The 23,018-nt window shown below is 74.3% G+C and carries 15 protein-coding genes, 2 tRNA genes and 1 pseudogene; 4 read left to right on the forward strand and 14 right to left on the reverse strand.

The features are described 5' to 3' along the window. Positions 1-22: 22 nt before the first annotated feature. Both ABT015_RS08425 and ABT015_RS08430 read left to right on the forward strand, forming a co-directional pair. Positions 23-94: transfer RNA gene (locus ABT015_RS08425), tRNA-Val, on the forward strand. Between the two features lie 41 nt (positions 95-135). Then, a tRNA-Val gene (locus ABT015_RS08430) sits at positions 136-207 on the forward strand. A gap of 298 nt (positions 208-505) precedes the next feature. Here the strand turns inward: ABT015_RS08430 and ABT015_RS08435 are convergent. Continuing rightward, positions 506-703 (reverse strand): hypothetical protein, encoded by a 198-nt coding sequence (locus ABT015_RS08435; protein WP_350877904.1) that lies wholly within the window; start codon positions 701-703, stop codon positions 506-508. Between the two features lie 408 nt (positions 704-1,111). On the opposite strand from ABT015_RS08435, the pseudogene ABT015_RS08440 reads away from it, so the two are divergent. Then, positions 1,112-2,380 (forward strand): annotated as a pseudogene (locus tag ABT015_RS08440) (serine/threonine-protein kinase); the annotation flags it as partial. A gap of 773 nt (positions 2,381-3,153) precedes the next feature. Here ABT015_RS08440 and ABT015_RS08445 read toward each other — a convergent pair. Next, entirely contained in the window at positions 3,154-3,966 is an 813-nt protein-coding gene (locus ABT015_RS08445) for a TrmH family RNA methyltransferase (RefSeq protein ID WP_350877905.1), read from the reverse strand. Positions 3,967-4,066: 100 nt separating this feature from the next. Between ABT015_RS08445 and ABT015_RS08450 the strand changes: the two genes are divergently transcribed. Beyond that, a complete protein-coding gene (locus ABT015_RS08450) occupies positions 4,067-6,808 on the forward strand; it encodes a SpoIIE family protein phosphatase (RefSeq protein WP_350877906.1) in 2,742 nt (913 codons plus the stop codon). 73 nt (positions 6,809-6,881) lie between these two features. Here ABT015_RS08450 and cobA read toward each other — a convergent pair whose 3' ends face one another. The 12 genes from cobA to ABT015_RS08510 all read right to left on the reverse strand — a co-directional run bounded on the left by cobA (position 6,882) and on the right by ABT015_RS08510 (position 23,013). After that, positions 6,882-8,159: a uroporphyrinogen-III C-methyltransferase gene (gene cobA / locus ABT015_RS08455; RefSeq protein ID WP_350877907.1), complete on the reverse strand. Its 1,278-nt coding sequence runs from the start codon at positions 8,157-8,159 to the stop codon at positions 6,882-6,884. 109 nt (positions 8,160-8,268) lie between these two features. Beyond that, the gene (cobT, locus tag ABT015_RS08460) at positions 8,269-12,168 is read right to left on the reverse strand and encodes a nicotinate-nucleotide--dimethylbenzimidazole phosphoribosyltransferase (RefSeq protein WP_350877908.1); all 3,900 of its coding nucleotides are present in this window, start codon (positions 12,166-12,168) and stop codon (positions 8,269-8,271) included. Positions 12,169-12,704: 536 nt separating this feature from the next. Further along, positions 12,705-13,970, reverse strand: a complete 1,266-nt coding sequence (gene cbiE, locus ABT015_RS08465; protein WP_350877910.1) for a precorrin-6y C5,15-methyltransferase (decarboxylating) subunit CbiE — start codon at positions 13,968-13,970, stop codon at positions 12,705-12,707. 252 nt (positions 13,971-14,222) lie between these two features. Next, a complete protein-coding gene (locus ABT015_RS08470; protein WP_350877911.1) occupies positions 14,223-14,873 on the reverse strand; it encodes a GNAT family N-acetyltransferase in 651 nt (216 codons plus the stop codon). A gap of 196 nt (positions 14,874-15,069) precedes the next feature. Further along, positions 15,070-15,894 carry a MetQ/NlpA family ABC transporter substrate-binding protein gene (locus ABT015_RS08475; protein WP_350877912.1) on the reverse strand — a complete coding sequence of 275 codons (825 nt, stop codon included), beginning with the start codon at positions 15,892-15,894 and terminating at the stop codon, positions 15,070-15,072. A 58-nt stretch (positions 15,895-15,952) separates the two neighbouring features. Beyond that, entirely contained in the window at positions 15,953-16,690 is a 738-nt protein-coding gene (locus ABT015_RS08480; protein ID WP_350877913.1) for a methionine ABC transporter permease, read from the reverse strand. Then, complete coding sequence (locus ABT015_RS08485) at positions 16,687-17,712, reverse strand: methionine ABC transporter ATP-binding protein (protein ID WP_350877914.1); 1,026 nt, start codon at positions 17,710-17,712, stop codon at positions 16,687-16,689. The genes ABT015_RS08480 and ABT015_RS08485 overlap by 4 nt, the downstream gene beginning before the upstream one ends. A 579-nt stretch (positions 17,713-18,291) precedes the next feature. After that, on the reverse strand, positions 18,292-18,795 hold the full coding sequence (locus ABT015_RS08490; protein ID WP_350877915.1) for a GNAT family N-acetyltransferase: 504 nt from the start codon (positions 18,793-18,795) through the stop codon (positions 18,292-18,294). 468 nt (positions 18,796-19,263) lie between these two features. Next, entirely contained in the window at positions 19,264-19,521 is a 258-nt protein-coding gene (locus ABT015_RS08495; RefSeq protein ID WP_159398377.1) for an RNA polymerase sigma factor, read from the reverse strand. Positions 19,522-19,628: 107 nt separating this feature from the next. Then, positions 19,629-21,065: an argininosuccinate lyase gene (gene argH / locus ABT015_RS08500; RefSeq protein WP_350877916.1), complete on the reverse strand. Its 1,437-nt coding sequence runs from the start codon at positions 21,063-21,065 to the stop codon at positions 19,629-19,631. A gap of 44 nt (positions 21,066-21,109) precedes the next feature. Next, positions 21,110-22,303 carry an argininosuccinate synthase gene (locus ABT015_RS08505; protein ID WP_350877917.1) on the reverse strand — a complete coding sequence of 398 codons (1,194 nt, stop codon included), beginning with the start codon at positions 22,301-22,303 and terminating at the stop codon, positions 21,110-21,112. 161 nt (positions 22,304-22,464) lie between these two features. Then, positions 22,465-23,013 (reverse strand): arginine repressor, encoded by a 549-nt coding sequence (locus tag ABT015_RS08510; protein WP_063346843.1) that lies wholly within the window; start codon positions 23,011-23,013, stop codon positions 22,465-22,467. Positions 23,014-23,018: the final 5 nt, after the last annotated feature.

Here is a 23,018-nt window from a genome sequence, read left to right on the forward strand (position 1 = left end):
TGCTGCAGGAACGCCATACCAGGCGCGATTAGCTCAGCGGGAGAGCACTACCTTGACACGGTAGGGGTCACTGGTTCAATCCCAGTATCGCGCACGTCGGATCCTTCGGGGTCTGCTGCAGGAACGCCATACCAGGCGCGATTAGCTCAGCGGGAGAGCACTACCTTGACACGGTAGGGGTCACTGGTTCAATCCCAGTATCGCGCACAGTAACGGCCGGGGCCGCGATCCGTCAGGATCGCGGCCCCGGCCGTTTGGCGTTGACGAGGGCTTCGGGGCAGACGGCGACTTCGGGACAGCCGACGGCTGCGGGAAAAGAGAAGAGCCGCGTACGGTCGCCCTCACCGACGTCCGTACGCGGCGTCTCCGCCTGCCGGGGCGCTCTGCGCACCACACACGCCCGTCCGCGTGTCATCGCGGCCGCGGCCTCCCCGGCGGCACTGTTCCCCGTCCCCGGGGGACCAGTGCCCGTTCTGTGGCCGACCCCGTCGGGGCCGGCGTGTTCTCAGCGGCCGATCAGATCGGCGACGGCCTGGGCCTGGTTCGCCATCTGATCCCAACCTCCGAAGAGCAGCACCAGCAGCACCGCGCACGGCAGGGCCATGGCCAGTGCCACGGCCGGGTGCCTGGTGGGCTGCTCGACCGACCGGGACTGGGCGACGGCCGACCGACGGCGGGGGTTTCCCGTGAGCTGCGGTGCCATGCCCTTACTCCTGTGGTCCGGTCGAGTTGGCGCGGTGAACGGCTTACCTCGGGGGACGAGCTCCCCGTCCACCGCTGAACACAACGCTATTGGCCAGGGGGCCCTCCGGGCGTCATGCCGTCGTACTGTTCCTCGGGCATCCCGGAGGATGACGCTCAGACTTCAGGCGTACTACCGCAGGGGGAGGGAGCGTTGGCCGCACCCCCGGGGGAACCCTGAGGGGCGACCCCGAGAAACGCTCCGGCACCCCTATGACCTGCGGGTCAGCGCACGATCCGACAATCACACGGCTGCTTGAGGTGTTGCGTATCAGCACACCGCAGGGGGCAGTCCGTAAGCTGTGCCAGACAGGAACTGACGATGCCCCAACCGACGGGGCCTCACCCACAGGCTGACGGGGAACGGAACATGGCGATGATGCGGCTGAGGCGTGAGGACCCCCGCATCGTCGGGCCGTACCGCCTGCACCGGCGACTGGGCGCCGGCGGCATGGGCGTGGTCTACCTCGGCTCCGACCGCCGCGGACAGCGCGTCGCCCTCAAGCTGATCCGCGCCGAACTCGCCGAGGACCAGGAGTTCCGCACCCGCTTCGCCCGCGAGATCGCCGCCGCCTCCCGCATCCGGGGCGGCTGCACCGCCCGCGTCGTCGGCTCCGACATCGAGGCCGACCGCCCCTGGCTCGCCACCGCGTACGTTCCCGGGCCCTCCCTCTACAAGCAGGTCGGCGACGAAGGGCCGCTGAGTTGGCCCGAGGCCGCCAGGATCGGCGCCGCACTCGCCGACGGGCTGGTCAAGGTGCACGAGGCCGGGGTCGTCCACCGCGACCTCAAGCCCTCCAACATCCTGCTCTCGCCGCGGGGCCCGCGCATCATCGACTTCGGCATCGCCTGGTCGCGCGGCGCCAGCACCCTCACCCACGTCGGCACCGCCGTCGGCTCCCCCGGCTTCCTCGCTCCCGAACAGGTCCGCGGCGCCGCCGTCACCCCCGCCACCGACGTGTTCGCGTTCGGGGCCACCCTCGCCTACGCGCTCACCGGGGACACCCCGTTCGGGTCCGGGGCGTCCTCCGAAGTCATGCTCTACCGGGTCGTCCACGAGGAACCCGACCTGTCCGCCGTACCGACGCCGCTGGCACCGCTCATCCGCGCCTGCCTCGCCAAGGAACCCGCCGAACGGCCCGGCGCGGCCGCGCTGCACGAGCGCCTCAGCGAACTCGCGGCGCGCGGGGCGGCAGCCGGAACCGCCGCCCGGACCGCGCGGGCCGGCCACGGGCGGGCGGCGGCACCCGCCCCGGCGGGCCCGGCGGCCCAGCCCGCCCCCGACGGCGCCCGGCACGGCGTGCCCGCGCCCGGGCGCTCCCCCGAACCTCCCGCCCCGGCACGGTCCCGGGCCGCCGCCGCGGCTGCGGCCGCGGCCCGGCGCTCGCAGGCGGCCACCGCCCCGCTCCCCCGGCCCGAGGCCACCCCGGTGACCCGCCCGGTGCGGGAGCGGCCGCACACCCCGCCCCCCGGTCGGCCCGGCACCCGCGACCGCGGCCCCCGGGACCGCCAGCACACCCCCGCCCCCGGCGGGCGGCCCGGCAACGCGCGGCAGCGGCTGCTGCGGCAGCGGCTCGTGGTCTTCGTCACCGTGACGCTCGGCGTCGCGCTGGCCATCGCGGCCGCCCAGGGGTGCGAGAACCGCGGCAAGCAGGGCCTGCGGCCCTCCGGCGGGTCCAGCGCCAGTGCGCCCGCCGCGGGCGGCGCGCAGGCCGTGACGGGGACCTCGGCGGACGGGGCCGCCGCGGCCCAACCCCCCGCCGCCCAGCCTCCGGCCACCCCGTCCGCCGCGACCGCGGCCGCACACGGCGGCGCGGGCGACAGCCCGCTGGCGCCCCCGTACGGACCGGGGCCGGTGGTGGACTGGCCCAACCGCAGCTACCCCGACGGGGCCGGCGGGCCCGGCATCGCGCTCCGGGACGGCCGGTCGGTCGGGGCTGGCCCGCAGGTCGTGCTCAGCTCCGTGCTGCCCGCCCGGTACAAGGGCGCCCCGGCAGCGGTCGTCGTGCTGCGGCGGGCCGAGGGCTCGGTGCCGGTCGACCTCGTCCAGCTCTTCTCCTTCACCGGGGACACCCCGATCGCCGCCACCTCCCGCAGCTCGGCGGCCGACCCGCAGGCGACAGCCACCTGGCGGCTCGACGGCGGGACGGTCGTCCGCGAGGAGCGGGTCGCCGCGACCGGCGCGACCACCTCGACCCGCTACACCGTCCGGGCCGACGGCACCCTGGACGAGTCCTGGCCCGGCGCCTCCGGCCCCGCCACCCAGCCTCCGGCCGCCGCCCCGGCTCCGCCCACCGCTGCGGCGGGCTGAGCACGGGAGGGCTGCGGCACGGGAGTCGGCTGGCCGACTTCCTGCTTCCCGCTTTCTGTGTGAGGGCTCCTCCGGCGTGAGAGGGGAAGCCGACGCCCCCGTCAGGCGGCGGGGGCGGTGACCGCGTAGAAGGAGACGGCGGCGGCGGCACCGACGTTGAGGGAGTCGATGCCGTGGGCCATCGGGATACGGACTGCGTGGTCGGCGGCGGCGAGGGCGGGGCCGGTCAGGCCGTCGCCTTCGGCCCCGAGCATGAGGGCCGCCTTCGGGAGGCGGTGCGGGGCGAGGCCCGCGAGGTCGACGGCGGCGTCGGCGGGGGTGAGGGCCAGCAGGGTGAATCCGGCGGTGCGGACGGTCTCCAGGGCGGCCGGCCAGGGGTCGAGCCGGGCGTAGGGCACCGCGAAGACGGCGCCCATGGAGACCTTCACGGCGCGCCGGTAGAGCGGGTCGGCGCAGTCGGGCGAGAGCAGGACGGCGTCCATGCCGAGGGCGGCGGCACTGCGGAAGATCGCGCCGAGGTTGGTGTGGTCGACCAGGCCTTCCAGGACGGCGACCCGGCGGGCCCCGGCGAGCAGGTCCGCGGCCTGCGGCAGCGGCTTGCGTTCCATCGAGGCGAGCGCGCCGCGGTGGACGTGGTAGCCGGTGACGGCTTCGGCGAGCCCCGGCTCGACGACGTGGACGGGGGCGTCCGCCTCGGCGATGACGTCGGCCATCACCTCCAGCCACTTGGAGGTCAGCAGCATCGACCGCATCCGGTAGCCGGCGGCGAGGGCGCGGCGGATGACCTTCTCCCCCTCGGCGATGAACAGGCCCTCGGCGGGTTCGCGCCGGCGGCGCAGTTCGACGTCGGTGAGGCCGGTGTAGTCGCCGAGGCGCGGGTCGGCGGGGTCGGTGATGGTGCTGGGTTCGGACACCCTGCGATCTTGCCAAGGCGGGGCGGGGAAGGCCAAACGGCCCAAGCCGCGGGGCGGGCTGGCCTTGGCCCTGTGCCAGCCATGGTGCAAACATGGCCGTATGGCCCGTTTTCCGGGCCGATCCTGGGCTCCGTCGGCCTCTGGTGCTACTGGTTCCGCCGGCTCCTCCGGTGGGCGCCCACACGGTCGGCTACAGCTGCCACGTGCGAAGCGGCCGTGGCCCGTACGGCACCGGTCGGTGGCCGGGCAGGTGTTCGCGCTGCAGGTCCTCGTCGTCCTGCTGCTGGTGGCGGCGGCCGCATTGGCGCTGGTGGTGCAGTCGCACACCGACGCCGACCGCGAGGCCCGCAGCCGGTCGGTGGCGGTCGCGCAGACCTTCGCCAACTCGCCCGGCATCGTCGAGGCCCTGCGCTCCCCCGATCCGAGCGCGATCCTGCAACCGAAGGCGCAGGCCGCGCGGGCCGCGTCCGGCGTCGACTTCATCATCGTGCTGAACGACGACGGTATCCGCTACACCCACCCCGACCCGTCCCAGATCGGCCAGAAGTTCATCGGCACCTACCTGCCCGCGCTGCACGGGCAGGTGGTGATCGAGCGGAGCACCGGGACACTCGGCCCGGGGATCCAGGCGGTGGTCCCGGTGTACGCGCCGGACGGCTCGGTGCCCGGACTGGTCTCGGCGGGCATCACGGTGGAGAAGGTGAGCAGCGCCGGCGAGCGGCAGCTGCCGGTGGTGCTGGGCACCGCCGCGGGCGCGGTCGGGCTGGCCACCCTCGGCACGGCGCTGATCAGCCGTCGGCTGCGGCGCCAGACCCACGGGCTGGGCCCGGCCGAGATGACCCGGATGTACGAGCACCACGCGGCCGTGCTGCACGCGGTGCGCGAGGGCGTCCTGATCGTCGGCGCGGACGGTCTGCTGCTGCTCTGCAACGACGAGGCGCGGCGGCTGCTGGATCTGCCGCCGGACGCCGAGGGCCGGCCGGTGACCGAACTGGGTCTGGAGCCCGCGCCCGAGGAACTGCTGACCGCCAACCGTCCGGTGACCGACGAAGTGGTGCTGGCCGGGGAGCGGCTGCTGGCGGTGAACGTCCGGCTGACCGACCAGGTGGGCGGCCCGCCGGGCTGCGTCGCCACGCTGCGTGACTCCACCGAGCTGCTGGCGCTGTCCGGCCGGGCCGAGGGCGCGCAGCGGCGGCTGCGGCTGCTGTACGACGCCGGGGTGACGGTGGGCAGTTCGCTGGACGTGACGCGGACGGCGGAGGAGCTGGCGCAGGTCGCGGTGCCCCGGTTCGCGGACTTCGTCACGGTGGACCTGGCGGACCAGGTGCTGACGGGCGAGGAGCCGCCGCCGGGCACCTCGCTGGGGCGGATGCGCCGCGTCGCGCTCGCCGGGATCCGGGACAACGCTCCGTTCTACCCGGTGGACACGGTGCTGGACGTGGTGCCGGCCACCCCGCTGGCCGGGGCGCTGCACAGCGGGGAGTCGGGGCTGGAACCCTGGCTGGCCCGGTCCCCGGAGTGGCGGGAGCAGGATCCGGAGCGCTCGGTCCGGGTGCTGGCGTACGGGGTGCACTCGATGGTGCGGGTGCCGCTGCGGGCGCGCGGGGTGCTGCTGGGGGTGGCCCGGTTCTGGCGGGCGGACCGCCCGGAACCGTTCGAGGCGGACGACCTGGTGCTGGCCGAGGAGCTGGTGGCGCACGCGGCGGTGTGCATCGACAACGCGCGCCGCTACACCCGGGAGCACGCGATGGCGGTGACGCTCCAGCACAGCCTGCTGCCGCGCAACCTGCCGCCGCAGAGCGCGCTGGACGTCGCGCACCGCTACCTGCCGGCCCAGGCCGGGGTGGGCGGCGACTGGTTCGACGTGATCCCGCTGCCGGGCGCGCGGGTGGCCCTGGTCGTCGGGGACGTGGTGGGGCACGGCCTGCACGCGGCGGCGACGATGGGCCGGCTGCGGACGGCGATCCACAACTTCTCGACGCTGGACCTGCCGCCGGACGAGCTGCTGGGGCACCTGGACGACCTGGTGAACCGGATCGACCAGGACGAGGCCGGGAGCGGCGAGGGCGCGGCCCTGACCGGGGCGACCTGCCTGTACGCGATCTACGACCCGGTGGCGCGGCGGTGCACGCTGGCCAGCGCCGGGCATCCGCCGCCCGCCGTGGTGGGCCCGGACGGGCGGGTGGTGTTCCCGGAACTGGCGACCGGGCCGCCGCTGGGGCTGGCGGTGCTGCCGTTCGAGAACGTCGAGTTCGACCTCTCCGAGGGCAGCCGTCTGGTGCTGTACACCGACGGGCTGGTGGAGGACCGCGAGCGGGACATCGGTGAGGGGCTCGAACTGCTGCGGGCGGCGCTGACCGGGCCGCCGCGCACGCCGGACCAGACCTGCGCGGACGTGCTCGGGGCGATGCTGCCGGAGCGTCCGCTGGACGACATCGCGCTGCTGGTGGCGCGGACCAGGGTGCTGGCGCCGGACCAGGTCGCGGAGTGGGAGGTGCCGCCCGAACCGGCGGCGGTGGGCGCCGTCCGGGCCGAGGTGGCGGAGCGGCTGGCGGCCTGGGGGCTGGACGAGGCGGCGTTCGTCACCGAGCTGATCCTGAGCGAGCTGGTGACCAACGCCATCCGGTACGGCACCGGGCCGATCCGGGTGCGGCTGCTGCGGGACCGGGCGCTGATCTGCGAGGTGTCGGACGGCAGCAGCACCTCGCCGCACCTGCGGTACGCGGCGACCACCGACGAGGGCGGGCGCGGGCTGTTCCTGGTCGCGCAGTTCGCGGACCGCTGGGGGACGCGCTACACGGCGACGGGGAAGGTGATCTGGACGGAGCAGCCGCTGGAGTAGCCGGCCGGAGCAGCCGGCCGACGTGGGAGGTCGGAGTGGGAAGTCGACGGGCCCGACTTCCCACTCCGGGCGCTCAGCGCTGGAAGGCGGCCGCCAGGACGTTGACCACGTCGCCGACGACGATCACGGCCGGCGGCTTGATCCGCTCCGCCTCGACGGTCGCGGCGACGGTGGCCAGGGTGGCGTCCACCCGGCGCTGGGCCGCGGTGGTCCCCTCCTGGACGATCGCGACCGGGGTGTCGCCCGGGCGGCCGTGCTCGACGAGCTTCGCGGCGATCGCGCCGATCTTGTCCACGGCCATCAGCAGCACCAGGGTGCCGCGCATCTTCGCGGCGGCCTCCCAGTTGGTGAGCGAGCGCTCGTCGTCCGGGCCGACGTGACCGGAGATCACGGTGAACTCGTGCGTCATGCCCCGGTGGGTGACCGGGACGCCGGCCGACGCCGGGACGCTGATCGAGCTGGAGATGCCCGGGACGACGGTGACCGGCAGCCCGGCCTCGGCGCAGGCGAGCAGCTCCTCGCCGCCGCGCCCGAAGACGTACGGGTCGCCGCCCTTGAGCCGGACCACGAACTTGCCGGCCCTGGCGTGCTCGATCAGCGTCCGGTTGATCGCCTCCTGGGCCATGAACCGGCCGTAGGGGATCTTGGACGCGTCGATCACCTCGACGTGCTCGGGCAGTTCGGCGAGCAGCTCGCGCGGGGCGAGGCGGTCGGCGACCACCACGTCGGCGTCGGCCAGCAGGCGGCGGCCGCGCACGGTGATCAGGTCCGGGTCGCCCGGCCCGCCGCCGACCAGGGCGACGCTCCCCCGGCCCGGCTGCCCCGAGGCACCGCCGACGCCGTGCGCGCGGAACTGGCGGACGGCCAGCGAGCCGTCCCGCAGGCCGTCCACGATGGCGTCGCGCAGAGCGGCCGAGTGGCGCGGGTCACCGGTGAGGACCGCGACGGTGGCACCCGCGTCGCGGCCGCTGGCCGGGGTCCAGGCGGTGGCGGCGGAGGCGTCGTCGCTGCGGGCGCAGAACACCCGCTCGCGCTCGGCCTCGGCACTGACGGCACCGTTGACCGCCGGGTCGTCGGTGGCGACCAGGGCGTACCAGGCGCCGGCCAGGTCGCCGTCCCGGTACGGGCGGGCGTGCCAGGTGAGCTCGCCCGCGTCGGCCATCGCCTGCACGGCCGGGGTGGTGGCCGGCGATATCAGGTGCAGCTCCGCACCGGTGGCGATCAGCGCGGGGAGCCGGCGCTGCGCGACCTGGCCGCCGCCGACCACGACCACACGGCGGCCGGCGAGCAGCAGGCCGACCGGGTACGGGGTACGGCCTTCGGTGCTGGGGTGCGGGGTGGGCGCGGTCATCGGCGGTGCTCCTGATCGGGGGTGAGGGGCCGGGGTGCGGGTGCGGCGTGACGCCGCTGCGCGGACCGGCGCGCCCTCGGGCCGGTCCGCGCAGTGGTGACGGAGGACGTCAGCCCTTCTCGGTGACCCCGGCGGAGTCGAAGGTGGCTACATCGTGCATCGCCCGGGCCGCGCTCTGCACCAGCGGCAGGGCCAGCAGGGCACCGGTGCCCTCGCCGAGCCGCAGGTCCAGGTCGATCAGCGGACGCAGGCCCAGCTTCGCCAGCGCGGCCTGGTGGCCGGGCTCGGCGGAGCGGTGGCCGGCGATGCAGGCCGCCAGCACCTCGGGGGCGATCGCCTTGGCCGCCAACGCGGCCGAACCCGCGATGACGCCGTCCAGGACCACCGGGGTGCGCAGCGAGGCCGCGCCCAGCAGGAAGCCGGCCAGGGCCGCGTGCTCCAGGCCGCCGACGGCGGCGAGGACGCCGATCGGGTCGGCCGGGTCGGGCCGGTGCAGGGCCAGCGCGGCCCGGATGACCTCGATCTTGCGGGCGTGCGTCTCGTCGTCGATGCCGGTGCCGCGGCCGGTGACCTCGGCCGGGTCGAGGCCGGTGAACACCGAGATCAGGGCGGCCGAGGCGGTGGTGTTGGCAATCCCCATGTCGCCGGTGACCAGCGCCTTGTTGCCCGCCGCGACGAGGTCGCGGGCGGTCTCGATACCGACCTCGATGGCCTTGAGGGCCTCCTCGCGGGTCATCGCCGGACCCTGGGTCATGTCGTCGGTGCCGGGCTTGACCTTGCGCGGCAGCAGGCCGGTGGTGCGGCCCTGCTGGATGGCCTCCGGCAGTTCGGCGGCGACGCCGACGTCGACCACGCAGACCTCGGTGCCGATCTGCTTGGCGAAGGAGTTGATCACCGCTCCCCCGGCCAGGAAGTTGCCGACCATCTGGGCGGTCACCTCCTGCGGCCACGGGCTGACGCCCTGCGCGTGCACGCCGTGGTCACCCGCGAAGATCGCCACGCAGGCGGGCTCCGGGATCGGCGGCGGGCACTTGCGGGACAGGCCGCACAGCTGCGCGGAGATGATCTCCAGCATGCCGAGCGAGCCGGCCGGCTTCGTCATCCGCTTCTGCCGGTCCCAGGCCTCGCCGAGCGCCTTGGCGTCCAGCGGGCGGATGCCGCGCAGGGTCTCGGCGAGCAGGCTCTGCGGCTCCTCGCCGGGCAGCGCGCGGTTGCCGTACTGCTCCTCGTGGACCACCCAGGACAGCGGGCGCTTCTTGGCCCAGCCCTGCTGCTCCAGCTCGGGCTCGTCCGGGAAGGAGTCGACGAAGCCGACGCACAGGTAGGCGACGACCTCCAGGTGCTCGGGCAGGCCGAGCTCGCGAACCAGCTCCTCGTCGTCGAAGAAGCTCACCCAGCCGACGCCCAGGCCCTCGGCGCGGGCGGCCAGCCAGAGGTTCTCGACCGCCAGGGCGGCCGAGTACGGGGCCATCTGGGGCTGGGTGTGCCGGCCCAGCGTGTGCCGGCCGCCGCGGGTGCGGTCGGCGGTCACCACGATGTTGACCGGCGTTTCGAGGATGGCCTCGGTCTTGATCTCCTTGAACTGCTTGGCCCGGCCCTTGGGCAGCGAGTCCGCGTACACCTCGCGCTGGCGCTCGGCCAGGGCGTGCATCCGCCGGCGGGTCTTGGCCGAGCGGATCACCACGAAGTCCCAGGGCTGGGAGTAGCCGACGCTGGGCGCGGTGTGGGCGGCCTCCAGGACGCGGATCAGCACCTCGTGCGGGATCGGGTCCGGGCGGAAGCCGTTGCGGATGTCGCGGCGCTCGCGGATCACCTGGTGGACGGCCTCGCGTTCGGCCTGGTCGAAGCCGGACGCGGCCGGGCCGCGGGGCTCGGCCGGCTCTTCGGCCTGCGGCTCCTCGGCCTGTGCTTCCTCGGCCTGTGCTTCCTCGGCGGGCTGCTCCGCCAGGTCCTCCGTCGGCGCCTCCGTCGATGCCTCCGTCGGTGCATCCGGCTGAGGCTCGACGGCCTGCTCGGCCTGCTCGGCCTGCTCGGCCTGCTCGGCCGGCTGCTGCTCGGCGGCGGGGGACTCGGCTGCCACGGACGCGTCAGCGGCCTGGTCGGCAGGGGCCTCCGGTGCGGCGGCCTCCTCGACAACGGCCTCGGCGGCCACGACGGGCTCGACGGCGACCGACTCGGCGGCGGGGGCCTGCTCGGCGGACTCCGCGGCCGGCTCGGTGACGGGCTGGGCCTGGTCCTCCGGCGTGGCCGGGGCAGCTTCTGCGACCGGCTCGGCGGCGGTCTCGGCGACCGGCTCGGCGGCCTCGGCAGCCTCGGTGACCGGGGTGGCGTCCGCGAGCTGCTGCGGCGCGGTCTCCGCTGCGGCGGCCCCGGTCTGAGGCTCGACGACGGGCTCGACGACCGGCTCGACCGGGGCCTCGACGGCCTGGTTCACGACCGGCGCGGCCTCCTCGGTGGGCTCGACAACGGGCTCGGCAGCGACCTCGGCGGCGGGCTCGGCGGCAGCCTCGACGGGCTCGACGGGCTCGACAACGGCCTGGCCGGAGGGCATCTCGCCCGTGCCGGCGGCGGTCTCGGCAACCGCCTCGACGACCGTTTCGACGACGGCCTCGACGACCGCCTCCGACGCGGGCGCCACGGCCTCGGCGGGCTCGCCGGTCTCGACCGCTCCAGCGGCCTCGACGGGCGGGGCGGCCTGGACCGGCTCCCCGGCCGGCTCCTCGGCCGCTATGGGAGCGGGCTGCTGCGGGGCGGCCTCCTCGGCCGCCGGGGCCTGCGCGGCCGCCGCGACCGGAGGCAGGCCGTGCGGGGTGGGCGCGGCCAGGAATGCGGAGATGCGCCGCGGCGGGCCGGCCGGGGCGGGGGCCTCGGTCTGTTCCGCGGGCGCGGCCTGCGCGGCGGCCTCGACGGCGGCCTCGGCGACGGGCTCGACCGGCGCCTCGCCCGAGGCCGGAACCACGGCCCCGGCGAGGGGCGTGGCGAGGGGCGTGCCGCCCGGGTCGACGACCGGCTGGCCGGACTCCGCCGGGACCGGCTCGGCCACGACGGCCTGCGCCGCGTCCACCACGGCCTCGGCGACGACGACGGCCTCCGGCAGCTCGACGACCTCGATCACCTCGATCGCCCCGACCGTCTCGACGGCCAGCTGGGCCTCGACCGGGTGCGAGGCCAGCGGCACCTGCTGGAACTCCTGGGCCTCCGTCACGGGAACCGCCGGCGCGGGCGCCGCCGGAACGGCCTGCGGCGCGGCGGCCGGCGCCGGGGCGACGGCCTCGGCCATCGGCGGCCGACCGACCACCGGGATACCGTGCGCGGGCGTGCCGCCCTGCGACGGGCCGCGGTCGGCGAGCGAGCGCACCGGGACCTGGCCGGTCATCAGCGACGGATCCGGGATCGGCGGGCCCGCGTGCAGCGGGCGGCGCGGCGGCTGAGAAGCCGTCATCGCCTCCGTGGCCTGCGGGTGCGCCGGGGCGGCGTGGAACGGCTGCTGCGCCTGCTCGGCGCCGAGCACCGGCGGCTCCAGCGGCGGCCACGAAGGCTCGACCGGCGTGCCGTCCTGCTGCGGGGCGAGCGGCGTGGGCTCGGTCGGGAGGGGTGCCAGCGGCTCGCCCCAGGAGCCCTGCGGACCGGGCATCAGCAGGACGTCGTCCTCGTCGTCCTGGTCGAGGAAGTGGAAGGCCGGACGCGGGGCGCCCGGGTCGACGCCCCAGCCCTCACCGGGCACGCCGGAAACCGGTGCGCCGGGAGCCGACAGGCCGGGGGCCGGTACGGCGAAGCCGGACGCGCCGAGCGGCTGGCCCTGCGGCGGGATGACTCCCGCGCCGGGGGGCACCGCACCACCGGCCAGGCCGTGGCCCGGCGCCGTCGGGTTCGGGATCATGCCGCCGTCCGTCGCGACGCCCTGCAGGGGTGCAACGCCCGCGACGCCCTCCGGTCCGCCGAGCTGGTCCGGCCCGGCGTTCAGGTGCTCCGGCATTCCCTCGCCCGGGACGTGGCCGCCATCGGTCATTGTCAAACGCTCCTTCCAGGCCGCTGCCGCGCCCTTGGCGACACGATCACCGACCGCAGCGCCCATCCGCACGGGCCGGGCCTGCACCGGCCCGTCCCTCAACCACACGCGGCCGCCGCGCCGAGGCGCTGCGGCCCAAGTCCTTCCGGCGCACTGCGGCACCCCGGCCTGCGCGCCGCCCACACCGGGCGGCACACCATCTGAAACAACGACAACCCGGAGCAACCGGCACGACCGCACCGGACCCTACGGCATTCTCCAGGTCCGGCACGCGGCCCGTCGAATTGCCCACACTCCGAGCAAAACCGGGTTGCACCACGTCAAAAAGGCGACAAACCGACTGAATCGGGTGGGTCGCCGACCGCCGCAGCCGCCCAGGACGCCACACTACCGGCCCGGCACGGTCACCTCTCGAATCGGTGTCCGGATGCGACCTGGATCACCGCGCGGCCCCACCACGACCCCTCAGCAGCACCGCACGGGAGCGGAATGCGCCCGGCGGATCGGGCCGGATCCACAGAACGCACCCCGGTCCTTCACGCGATCTGCTCACCCCAGAGCAGCAGCACGCCGGTACCGCCCGCCCCCAGAGCCAGCCCGCCGCCGGCGCCGGCGGCGGCCGACAGCGCGGTGGACTGCAGCAGCGCACCGTCCGCCCGGTAGCCGGCCTCGGCGATCGCCCGGTGGATCTGCTCCCCCTCGGCGAGGGTCCGGGGCACCGCGACGAACCGCTCCGGACGACGGGCCAGCACCGCGCGCACCACGTCGAGGCCGCCGGACTCCACCACCGCCACGTCCGGCTCGGGCAGGCCGCCCAGCACCTCGGGGCCCTGCCCGTGCACGGTCTCCACCTCGACGCCGTACCGGCGCGCGTTCACCGCCAGCCGGGCGCAGGCCGAACGGGACGCCTCGACCGCGACGACGGCGGCGCCGAAGCGGGCCGCCTCCACCGCGAGGGCGCCGCTGCCCGCGCCGACCGACCAGACCAGGTCCCCCGGACGAGCACCCAGACGGGCCAGCACCAGGGCGCGCACGTGCGCGGGGAGTGCCTCCGATGCGCCGGGCTCGCCCTCCGCGCGCCCGGCGCCCGCGTAGGCGTCACCGGGGAGCGCCCAGCCGCGGTCCGCGCCGGGGAAGCCGACCGGGCGCCCGGCCAGCCAGCCGGCCGCCGTGTCGACCCCGCCGGCCTGGGGACCGCCGTGGCCGCCGATCACCAGCACCACGTTGGGGTCGCGCCACACGTGGTCGGCGATCCGGTCGGAGGTGAGGACGGTGACGTCCTCGTCCGGAGTGCCGAGGGCCTCGCAGACCACGAAGGTCCGGTGCACCCCGCGCAGCATGAGGGCCAGTTCGCTCGGACCGGCGCCGGGCGCGGTCAGCACCGCGACCTTGGGGTGGGCCCGGCAGATGTTGGCCGCGCGGCGCAGCCGTCCGCCGTGGGCGCTGACCACCTGGGCGTCCTCCCAGGGCATGCCGGCCCGGGCGAAGGCGGCGGCGACCGAGGAGACGGCGGGCAGGACCTCCAGTTCGAGGCCGTACTCGGGGCGGCGCAGCGCGCGCACGACGCCGAAGAAGCCCGGGTCGCCCTCGGCGACGACGACGGCGGCGCCGCGGTGCTCGGCGATCCGCCGGGCGGCCTGCCGGACGTTGCCGAGGGTGATCCGCTCGGCGGCGTCCGGCACCGGGAGGGCGTTCAGTTGGTAGGGGGCGCCGGCCACCAGGGTCGCTGCGGCGAGGGCCGCGCCGGCGGCCTCGGTCAGCGGCGTGCCGTCCCACCCGATGACCGTGATCCGGTCAGCCATCTGCGGCCGTTCTCCCTCGACTCGGTGCGCGGACCGGCCTGCGACCCGGGTGTCCCTGTGGTGTCACCCGGTGTGCGGCTCGGTGCGCCGACAAACCGCGCCGGTGTGCGGCGCCGGAGCAGAGGCTACCGGGTGTGATCCCCTCGGCGCCGACATCTCGTACACATGTCCGTGACGAGCCCCCGGCGGGTGAGCGGCACGAACTGCTCGGGCGGCTCGGGCGGCTCGGGTGGTACGCGCGATCGGGGCGGCTCAGTCGCGCAGCACGTAGCGCTGGTCGCCGTGCCAGCCGGTCCGCTGCGGTTCGGGCTCGGGCGCGTCCAGGTCCTCCGGGAGCAGGCTCCACAGGATGAGGTCGCTGCGGCTCTCCACGGCGGCCTCGCCGGACCCGCCGGACTCGCCCCGGACTATCCAGGCGCTGCGCAGCACGCCCTCGCTGATGCCGCCGATCTTCTGGGCGACCTGCTGGGCGGCGGTGTTCCCGGCGGCGGTGCGCAGCTCCAGGCGCAGGAAGTCGCGGTCCTCGAACAGCCACTGGCTGACGCCGAGGACGGCCTCGGGCGCGTAGCCCTCGCCGCGGGCCCAGGAGGCGGTGACGTAGGAGATCTCGGTGCTGCGCAGGCGCCAGTCTGTGTTGCGCAGTTCGACCAGGCCGACCAGGCGCTGGGTGAGGTGCTCGGTGACGGCGAAGACGATGCCGCGGCCGGCGGCCCGGTGGGCGGGGGCGAGGGTGCGGGCGAGTTCGGTCGCGTACGCCTCGGTGAAGGGGTGCGGCAGGTCGGTCCAGGCCAGGACGAGTTCGTCCGCCATCATCGTGGCCAGGCCGGGCGCGTCGTCCTCCGCAAGGGGCCGCAGCAGAAGCCGTTCGGTGCTGATGGCGGTCTCGGGGAAGCTCGCTGCCATGCCGTCTCTCCTCGCCGGGTCGTGAACACAACACCGTACGCCCCCGCCGTGCCCCGGGTGTCACGCGGTGCGCCGCCCGCACGACGGTACGTCAGAACGCCGCCGACCAGGCGCCCCGGTGCATCCTGCCCGACCGGGCCCCCGCCGAGGTGCGGCGGGGGCCCGGTCGGGGTCAGGGCGTGGATCGGACCGCGGCTCAGAAGGCCGGGATGACCGAGCCCTGGAAGGTGTCGTCGATGTACTTCTTGACCTCGTCGGAGTGCAGCAGCTCGGCCAGCTTCTTCACGCGCGGGTCGTTCTCCTTGCCCTTCTTCACGGCGAGGATGTTGGCGTACGGGTTGCCCTCGGCCTTCTCCAGCACCAGCGCGTCGGTGGAGGGCTTCAGACCGGAGTCGAGCGCGTAGTTGCCGTTGATGACGGCGGCGTCGAGGTCGGCGATGGAGCGGGGCAGCTGGGCGGCCTCCAGCTCCTTCCACTTGAGGTTCTTCGGGTTGCCCGTCACGTCGGCCGGGGTGGCGGCGGTGGTGACGCCGTCCTTCAGCGTGATGAGCTTGTTGTCGGCGAGCAGCTTGAGCGCGCGGCCCTCGTTGGTGGCGTCGTTGGGCAGGCCGACGGTGGCGCCGTCCGGCAGGTCGGCGATCGACTTGACCTTCTTGGAGTAGACGCCGAGCGGCTCCAGGTGCACGGGCTCGACCGAGACGATGTCGGTGCCGTGCTTCTTGTTGAAGTCCTCCAGGTACGGGACGTGCTGGAAGTAGTTGGCGTCGGCCGAACCGTCCTGCACCGCCGTGTTGGGGGTCACGTAGTCGGTGACCTCCTTGATGTCGAGCTTGAGGCCCGCCTTGGCCGCGAGGTTGTCCTTGACGTACTTGAGGATCTGCCCGTGCGGGGTGGGGCTGGCGATGACCTTGAGCGGCGCGTTCGGGTCCGAGGAGGAGGACCCGGAGCTGCCGCACGCGGCCAGCGAGAGGGCGATGCCGGCGGTGGCGAGGATGCTGGTGAACTTCAGGGCGTTGCGCACGAAAAGTGCCTTTCTGCGTGATACGGGGAGCCGTGGTCCGGTGTCGGACCCGGGAGGTCTAGGGGGCGACGAGGTCCGCGTCGGGGGCGGCCGGTCCGGCCGGGGTGCGGCCCAGCAGGCGGGTCCGGCCGCCGGTGCCGCCGCGGTTGGCGAGGCGCCGGACGGCGAAGTCGCCGATCAGCTGGACGGCGGTGACGAGGATCACCAGCTCGGCCACGATGACCCACATGAAGGCCGTCTCGAAGCGCTGGTAGCCGTAGTTGACGGCGAGCGTGCCGAGGCCGCCGCCGCCGACCGTGCCGGCCATCGCGGAGTAGCTGATCAGCGTGATGATCGTGGTGGTCACCGAGGCGGCGATGCCGGGCAGCGCCTCCGGGAGCAGGGTCTTGCGGACGATCGTCCAGGTGCTGCCGCCCATCGCCTGGACCGCCTCGACCAGGCCGCGGTCGACCTCGCGGACGGAGGTCTCGACCAGGCGGGCGAAGAACGGGATGGCGCCGATGGTGAGCGGCACGGTCGCCGCCTGCCAGCCGATGGAGGTGCCGACCAGCCAGCGGGTGAAGGAGATCAGCGCGATCATCAGGATGATGAACGGCACCGAGCGGGCGATGTTCACCACGAAGGCGATCGACTTGTTGACGGCCCGGTTGGCCAGCAGCCCGCCCTTGTCGGTCAGCACCAGCAGGATGCCCAGCGGCAGGCCGAGCAGCACGGTGACGGCCGTGGAGACGCCGACCATCTGGAAGGTCTCCTGCGTGGCGGGCCCCATCAGGGCCCACATCTGGTCCCAGGTCATGCCACCGCTCCGTCCGCCGCGCCCAGTACGTCCACCTGCAGGCCCTGCTCGCGCAGGTAGCCGATCGGCACCACGTTGTCCTGGTGGCCGCCGGAGAGCTCGACCCGCATCCGGCCGACCATCCGACCGGCGATCGTCTCCACCGCGGCGCCGAGGATGTTGATGTCGATCTGGTAGGTGCGGGCCAGCTGGGAGACGAAGGGCTGGGCCGAGGAGTCGCCCTGGAAGGTGATCTCCAGCACGGTCGAGCCGGGGTGGCCGGTGCCGAACTCGCTGAGCGGGAACAGCTCGCGGGCCAGCTCGGAGCCGGGCTGGGCCAGCAGGTCGGTCAGCCTGCCGGACTCGACCACCCGGCCGCCGCGCATCAGCGCCGCGGAGTCGCAGACGGACTTGATGACGTCCATCTCGTGGGTGATCAGCAGGACGGTGAGGCCGAGCTGCTGGTTGAGGTCGCGCAGCAGCTTGAGGATCGAACGGGTGGTCTCCGGGTCGAGCGCCGAGGTGGCCTCGTCGGAGAGCAGCACCTTGGGGTCGCCGGCCAGGGCCCGGGCGATGCCGACGCGCTGCTTCTGGCCGCCGGAGAGCTGGTTGGGGTAGCTGCGGGCCTTGTCGCCGAGGCCGACCAGGTCGAGCAGTTCGGCGGCCTTGCGGCGGCGCTGGGTGCGGTCCAGCCCGACGATCTCCAGCGGGAGCTCGACGTTCTGCTGGACGGTCCGCGAGGAGAGCAGGTTGAAGTGCTGGAAGACCATGCCGATCCGGCGCCGCGCCTCCCGCAGCTCCCGGCCGGCCCGGTTCTCGCCGCCGGACAGCGCGGTCAGCTCGACCCCGTCCACCGTGACGGTGCCGGAGGTCGGACGCTCCAGCATGTTCACGCAGCGGATGAGCGTGGACTTGCCGGCGCCGCTGGTGCCGACGACTCCGTAGACCTCGCCAGGGCGGACGTGCAGGTCGACGCCGGCGAGGGCGCTCACCTCGCGGCCTCGGGAGCGGTAGACCTTCGTGAGGTCCGTGGTGGTGATCACAGCTGCTTCCGTGGGTCGGGGGCGGGCGGCGGGCGGCCGCCCGACCGGGGTGCGGTCGGCGACGTGCACGGCGCTTCGCCAGGGGGATCCGGACCTGCCACCTCTTGATCGTGGCCGCTGGGCGGCCGGGCCGCGCGACGGCGTGGCCCTTACGAGTCATCGGGCAGGAGTCACCGGCACGAGTCGTCGTGGACGACCACCCGCCCATGGGTGGGCAGGCGGGGAGAAGGGGTGTGGCAGGCTGGGCGCGCTCGCACGGACGGGAACGACGCCGGGTCTCGCTTCGGGGCGCGAGGTGGGGGCACCCTCAACCGGGTGCCGGGGGCGGTGGCCCTCAGCGGTGACACATTCGACGGCACATGGCGCGCTCACCTGCCGGCAGGGTGCCGGTGGGGGTCCATTTCGTCGTCGCAGTCATGTGAGCCAGTAAATCAGATGGGTCGATTTGGACCCAATTACTTGGATGTGATGTCCGCAATGCGGACACCCGGCGCCGCCACCAGCGACGATGCGGCTCGGCGCCGCCACCGGAGTGTCCGGATGGTGGCGGCGCCGTGCGGGCCGGAACGGGCGGAGGGCTCAGGCGGTCGCGGCGAGCGACACCACGGCGGGCTTCTCCAGGTGTACCAGGCTGAGCCGGTCGGTGACCGGCTCGACCGCGGACTGCCGGTAGCCCAGGCGGGTGTACAGCCGCAGGTTGCCGAGGCTGCGGTGGCCGGTGAACAGGCGGTAGGAGGTCACCGGACGGCCGTCCTCGGCGAGGCGGCGCTCCAGCGCGTCCAGCAGCCGGCCGCCCAGGCCGTGCCGCTGCATCCTCGGGTGGACGACCAGGCGCCCTATCCGGCCGACGCCCTCGGCGTCGACGTGACCGCGGATGGTGCCGACCACCTCGTCGCCCAGCCGGGCGACCAGGACGTACTGCCCGGACAGTTCGGCGCGCAGGCTCTCCAGGCTCTGCGTCAGGGGCTCGATCGCCCAGTCGCCGTACAGCTCCGCCTCGGGCTGGTAGCCGAGGTACTGGAGCTTGAGGATCTGCTCCGCGTCCTCGGCGTCCGCCGCCGAGATGATCACGCTCATGCCCATGTGCTGGGGCCTCCCCATCGTCGTGCCCGGCGCGCAAACGTGAGGGTGACGCACCGGATGCCCTGCCGGAGATGTCCCGGCCGGGGATCTGCCCTGACCGGGGGTGGCGCACGAACGTACCAGCCGCGCGGCCCGGAAGTGACCGGGTCGACGGCGACGCGCTCACGCTCAGTATCCGAGTGATCGCGGCACCGTCAAGAGCTACGTTCGCCAGCGCTCTACCCGGGTGTCAGCTGCTCTCAACCTCCGGGGCGTCAGACGTGGCGAGGGTCACGCGGGGGCGGGGCGGGTGGTGGGGCGGGTGGAGGGCGCCGCGCGCGGGGCGCGGCCGGGGGCGGCGACGGCTCGACGTGGCGAGGGTCACGCGGGAGACGGGCGTGCGGAGCGTCACCCGGGCGGAGCCGTCTCCGGGGTGATCCGCGTGCGGAGCGTCACCGGCCGCTCGCGGGCACCGCTCACGGGTACCGCTCACGGGTACCGCTCGGCGTGCAGGAGGATCCGCAGGCAGGCGAGGCAGCGGGAGCGGGTGGGCCCGATCGAGCCGCGCGGCATGCCGAGGCGTTCGGAGAGCTCCCGGTAGGTCGGCGGCGGATCCTCGGCGAGGGCGGCGACCAGCTCGGGGCAGCGGCCCGGCAGGCCGGCCACGGTCTCGCGGACCACGCGGCGGCGGCGTTCGGCGAGGAAGACGTCCTCGGCGGAGGGGACGGGCGGAAGGGTTGTGCACACACCGTGCATGACGGGCCGGGGCGGGTCGGGTTACGCCCGACCGGGGGTGCGGACGCCGGAGGGGCGCGACGGTCGGACCGTCACGCCCCTCCCCCGCAGACCGGTGGTCAGCCCTGGATCCACTCCTGCTGCCGCGCCAGGTCCGCCTTCACCTCGGCGAGCTGGACCGCCACCGCCGACGGCGCGGTGCCGCCGCGCCCGTTGCGCGAGGCGATGGCGCCGTGCACGCTGAGCACCGACCGCACCTCGGGCGTCAGGTGCACCGAGATCGCCGCGAACTGCTCGTCCGTCAGGTCGGACAGCTCGATGCCCTCGGCTTCGCAGACCTTGACGCAGGCACCGGCCACCTCGTGCGCGACCCGGAACGGCACGCCCTGCTTGACCAGCCACTCGGCGATGTCGGTGGCGAGCGAGAAGCCGGCCGGGGCCAGCTCCTCCAACCGCTCCCGGTGCACGGTGAGGGTGGCCATCATCCCGGTGAACGCGGGCAGCAGCACCTCCAGCGTGTCGCAGGAGTCGAACACCGGCTCCTTGTCCTCCTGGAGGTCCCGGTTGTAGGCGAGCGGCAGGGCCTTGAGGGTGGCCAGCAGGCCGGTCAGGTTGCCGATCAGCCGGCCGGACTTGCCCCGGGCGAGCTCGGCGATGTCCGGGTTCTTCTTCTGCGGCATGATCGAGGAACCGGTGGAGAAGGCGTCGTGCAGCGTGATGAAGCCGAACTCCTTGGTGTTCCAGATGATCACCTCCTCCGCGATCCGGGAGAGGTTGATGCCGATCATCGCGGTCACGAACGCGAACTCGGCGACGAAGTCGCGCGAGGCCGTGCCGTCGATGGAGTTGCCGACCGAGCCGCCCTCGAAGCCGAGGTCGGCGGCGACGGCCTGCGGGTCGAGGCCGAGCGAGGAGCCGGCCAGCGCCCCGGAGCCGTACGGGGAGACGGCGGTGCGGGCGTCCCACTGGCGCAGCCGCTCGGCATCCCGGCCGAGGGCCTGCACGTGCGCGAGGACGTGGTGGGCGAAGAGGACGGGCTGGGCGTGCTGGAGGTGGGTGCGGCCCGGCATCGCGGTGTCCGGGTGCGCCTCGGCGAGGCCGACCAGGGCGTGCTGGAGGTCGAGCACCAGGGCGCCGATGGTCCTGGCGTGGTCCCGCAGGTACATCCGGAACAGGGTGGCGATCTGGTCGTTGCGCGAGCGCCCGGCCCGCAGCTTGCCGCCGAGGTCGGCGCCGAGGCGCTCCAGCAGGCCGCGCTCCAGGGCGGTGTGCACGTCCTCGTCGGCGACCGTCCCGGTGAAGGTGCCCGCCTGGACGTCGGCGAGCAGCTGGTCGAGGCCGGCCAGCATCGCGGCGAGCTCGTCCTCGGAGAGCAGGCCGGCCTTGTGCAGGACCCGGGCGTGGGCCTTGGAGCCGGCGATGTCGTACGGCGCGAGGCGCCAGTCGAAGTGGACCGAGGCGGAGAGCCTGGCCAGCGCCTCGGACGGGCCGTCGGCGAAGCGCGCGCCCCAGAGGCGGACGTCGGCGGTCTGGTCGGCGTGCTGGTCGGCGGACATCGCGTGGGCTCCTGACGGGGAAGGGGGGTGGGGACGGGAGGGGATCAGGCGAGGTCGCGGCGGGCGGCGAGCTTCGAGGACATCCCGAAGATCTCGATGAAGCCCTTGGACATCGACTGGTCGAAGGTGTCGCCGGTGTCGTAGGTGGCGAGGTTGAAGTCGTACAGCGACTGGTCGGACCTGCGGCCGTCGACCACGGCCCGGCCGCCGTGCAGGACCATCCGGATCTCGCCGGAGACGTGCTGGTTGGCCTCGTTCACGAAGCCGTCCAGCGCGCGCTTGAGCGGGGAGAACCAGAGGCCGTCGTAGACGAGTTCGGCCCAGCGCTGCTCCACCTGCCGCTTGTAGCGGGCGAGTTCGCGCTCGACGGTGACGTTCTCCAGGGCCTGGTGGGCGGTGATCAGGGCGATCGCGCCGGGGGCCTCGTAGATCTCCCGGGACTTGATGCCGACCAGCCGGTCCTCGACCATGTCCAGCCGGCCGATGCCCTGGGCGCCGGCCCGCTTGTTGAGCTCCTCGATGGCCTGGAGGACGGTGACCTTGCGGCCGTCGATCGCCACCGGGACGCCGGCGTCGAAGGTGATGACCACCTCGTCGGCCTCGCGCGGGGCGGCCGGGTCCTGGGTGTAGTCGTAGACGTCCTCGATCGGGGCGTTCCAGATGTCCTCCAGGAAGCCGGTCTCGACGGCCCGGCCGAAGACGTTCTGGTCGATCGAGTAGGGGGACTTCTTGGTGGTGGCGATCGGCAGGCCCTTGGCCTCGGCGAAGGCGATCGCCTTGTCCCGGGTCATCGCGTAGTCGCGCACCGGGGCGATGCACTTCAGGCCGGGGGCCAGGGAGTTGATGCCGACCTCGAACCGGACCTGGTCGTTGCCCTTGCCGGTGCAGCCGTGCGCGACGGTGGTGGCGCCGTGCTTGCGGGCGGCGGCGGCCAGGTGCTTGACGATGACCGGCCGGGACAGCGCGGAGACCAGCGGGTACTGGCCCTGGTAGAGCGCGTTGGCCTTGATCGCCGGGAGGCAGTACTCGTCGGCGAACTCGTCGCGGGCGTCCGCGACCTCGGCCTCGACGGCGCCGCAGTCCAGCGCCCGCTGGCGGATCGCCTCCAGGTCCTCGCCGCCCTGGCCGACGTCGACGGCGACGGCGATGACCTCGGCGCCCGTCTCCTCGGCGATCCAGCCGATGCAGACGGAGGTGTCCAGTCCGCCCGAGTAGGCGAGTACGACGCGCTCGGCCACGGCTTTCTCCTTACAGCTCTACGTACAGGGTTTCCGTACAGGTTTACGGCGACAGGCATAAGTATGCACTAGTCCGTATGAAACACAAAACCCCGGCCGGGGAAGTCTCCACCGGTCGGGGTTTCGTGTCGCGTCGTGTCGGGGTCTCGCGTCGTCGCTCGCTACTGCGCCTTCGCCTGGGCGAGTTGCATGAGGTGGTCGGCGAGCGCCTGGCCGCCCGCCGGGTCCCGGCTGATCAGCAGGACGGTGTCGTCGCCGGCGATGGTGCCGATGATCTCGAACACCTCCGCCTGGTCGATCGCCGAGGCGAGGAACTGCGCGGCCCCCGGAGGGGTGCGCAGCACCACCAGGTTGCCGGAGGCCGTCGCGGAGACCATCAGCTCGCCGGCCAGCCGGGCCATCCGGCCCTCGCTGGCCGACTCCCCCATCGGCGCGCGCGGCGTGCGGTCGCCGCCCTCCGCCGGGACGGCGTAGATCAGCGCGCCGTCCCGGTTGCGGATCTTGACCGCGCCCAGCTCGTCCAGGTCCCGGGAGAGGGTCGCCTGGGTGACCACGAGTCCGTCGTCGGCGAGCAGCTTGGCGAGCTGGCTCTGCGAGCGCACGGGCTGGCGGGTGAGCAGGTCCACGATCCGCCGGTGCCGCGCGGTGCGGGTCTGCGGCACCTGCGGCGACGGGCCTGCGGCGGACGGGCCGGAGTGGGAAACGGTCATGTGGT

Origin of the sequence: Kitasatospora sp. NPDC094016 (assembly GCF_040304045.1) — a bacterium.
In the GTDB taxonomy this organism is placed as follows: domain Bacteria; phylum Actinomycetota; class Actinomycetes; order Streptomycetales; family Streptomycetaceae; genus Kitasatospora.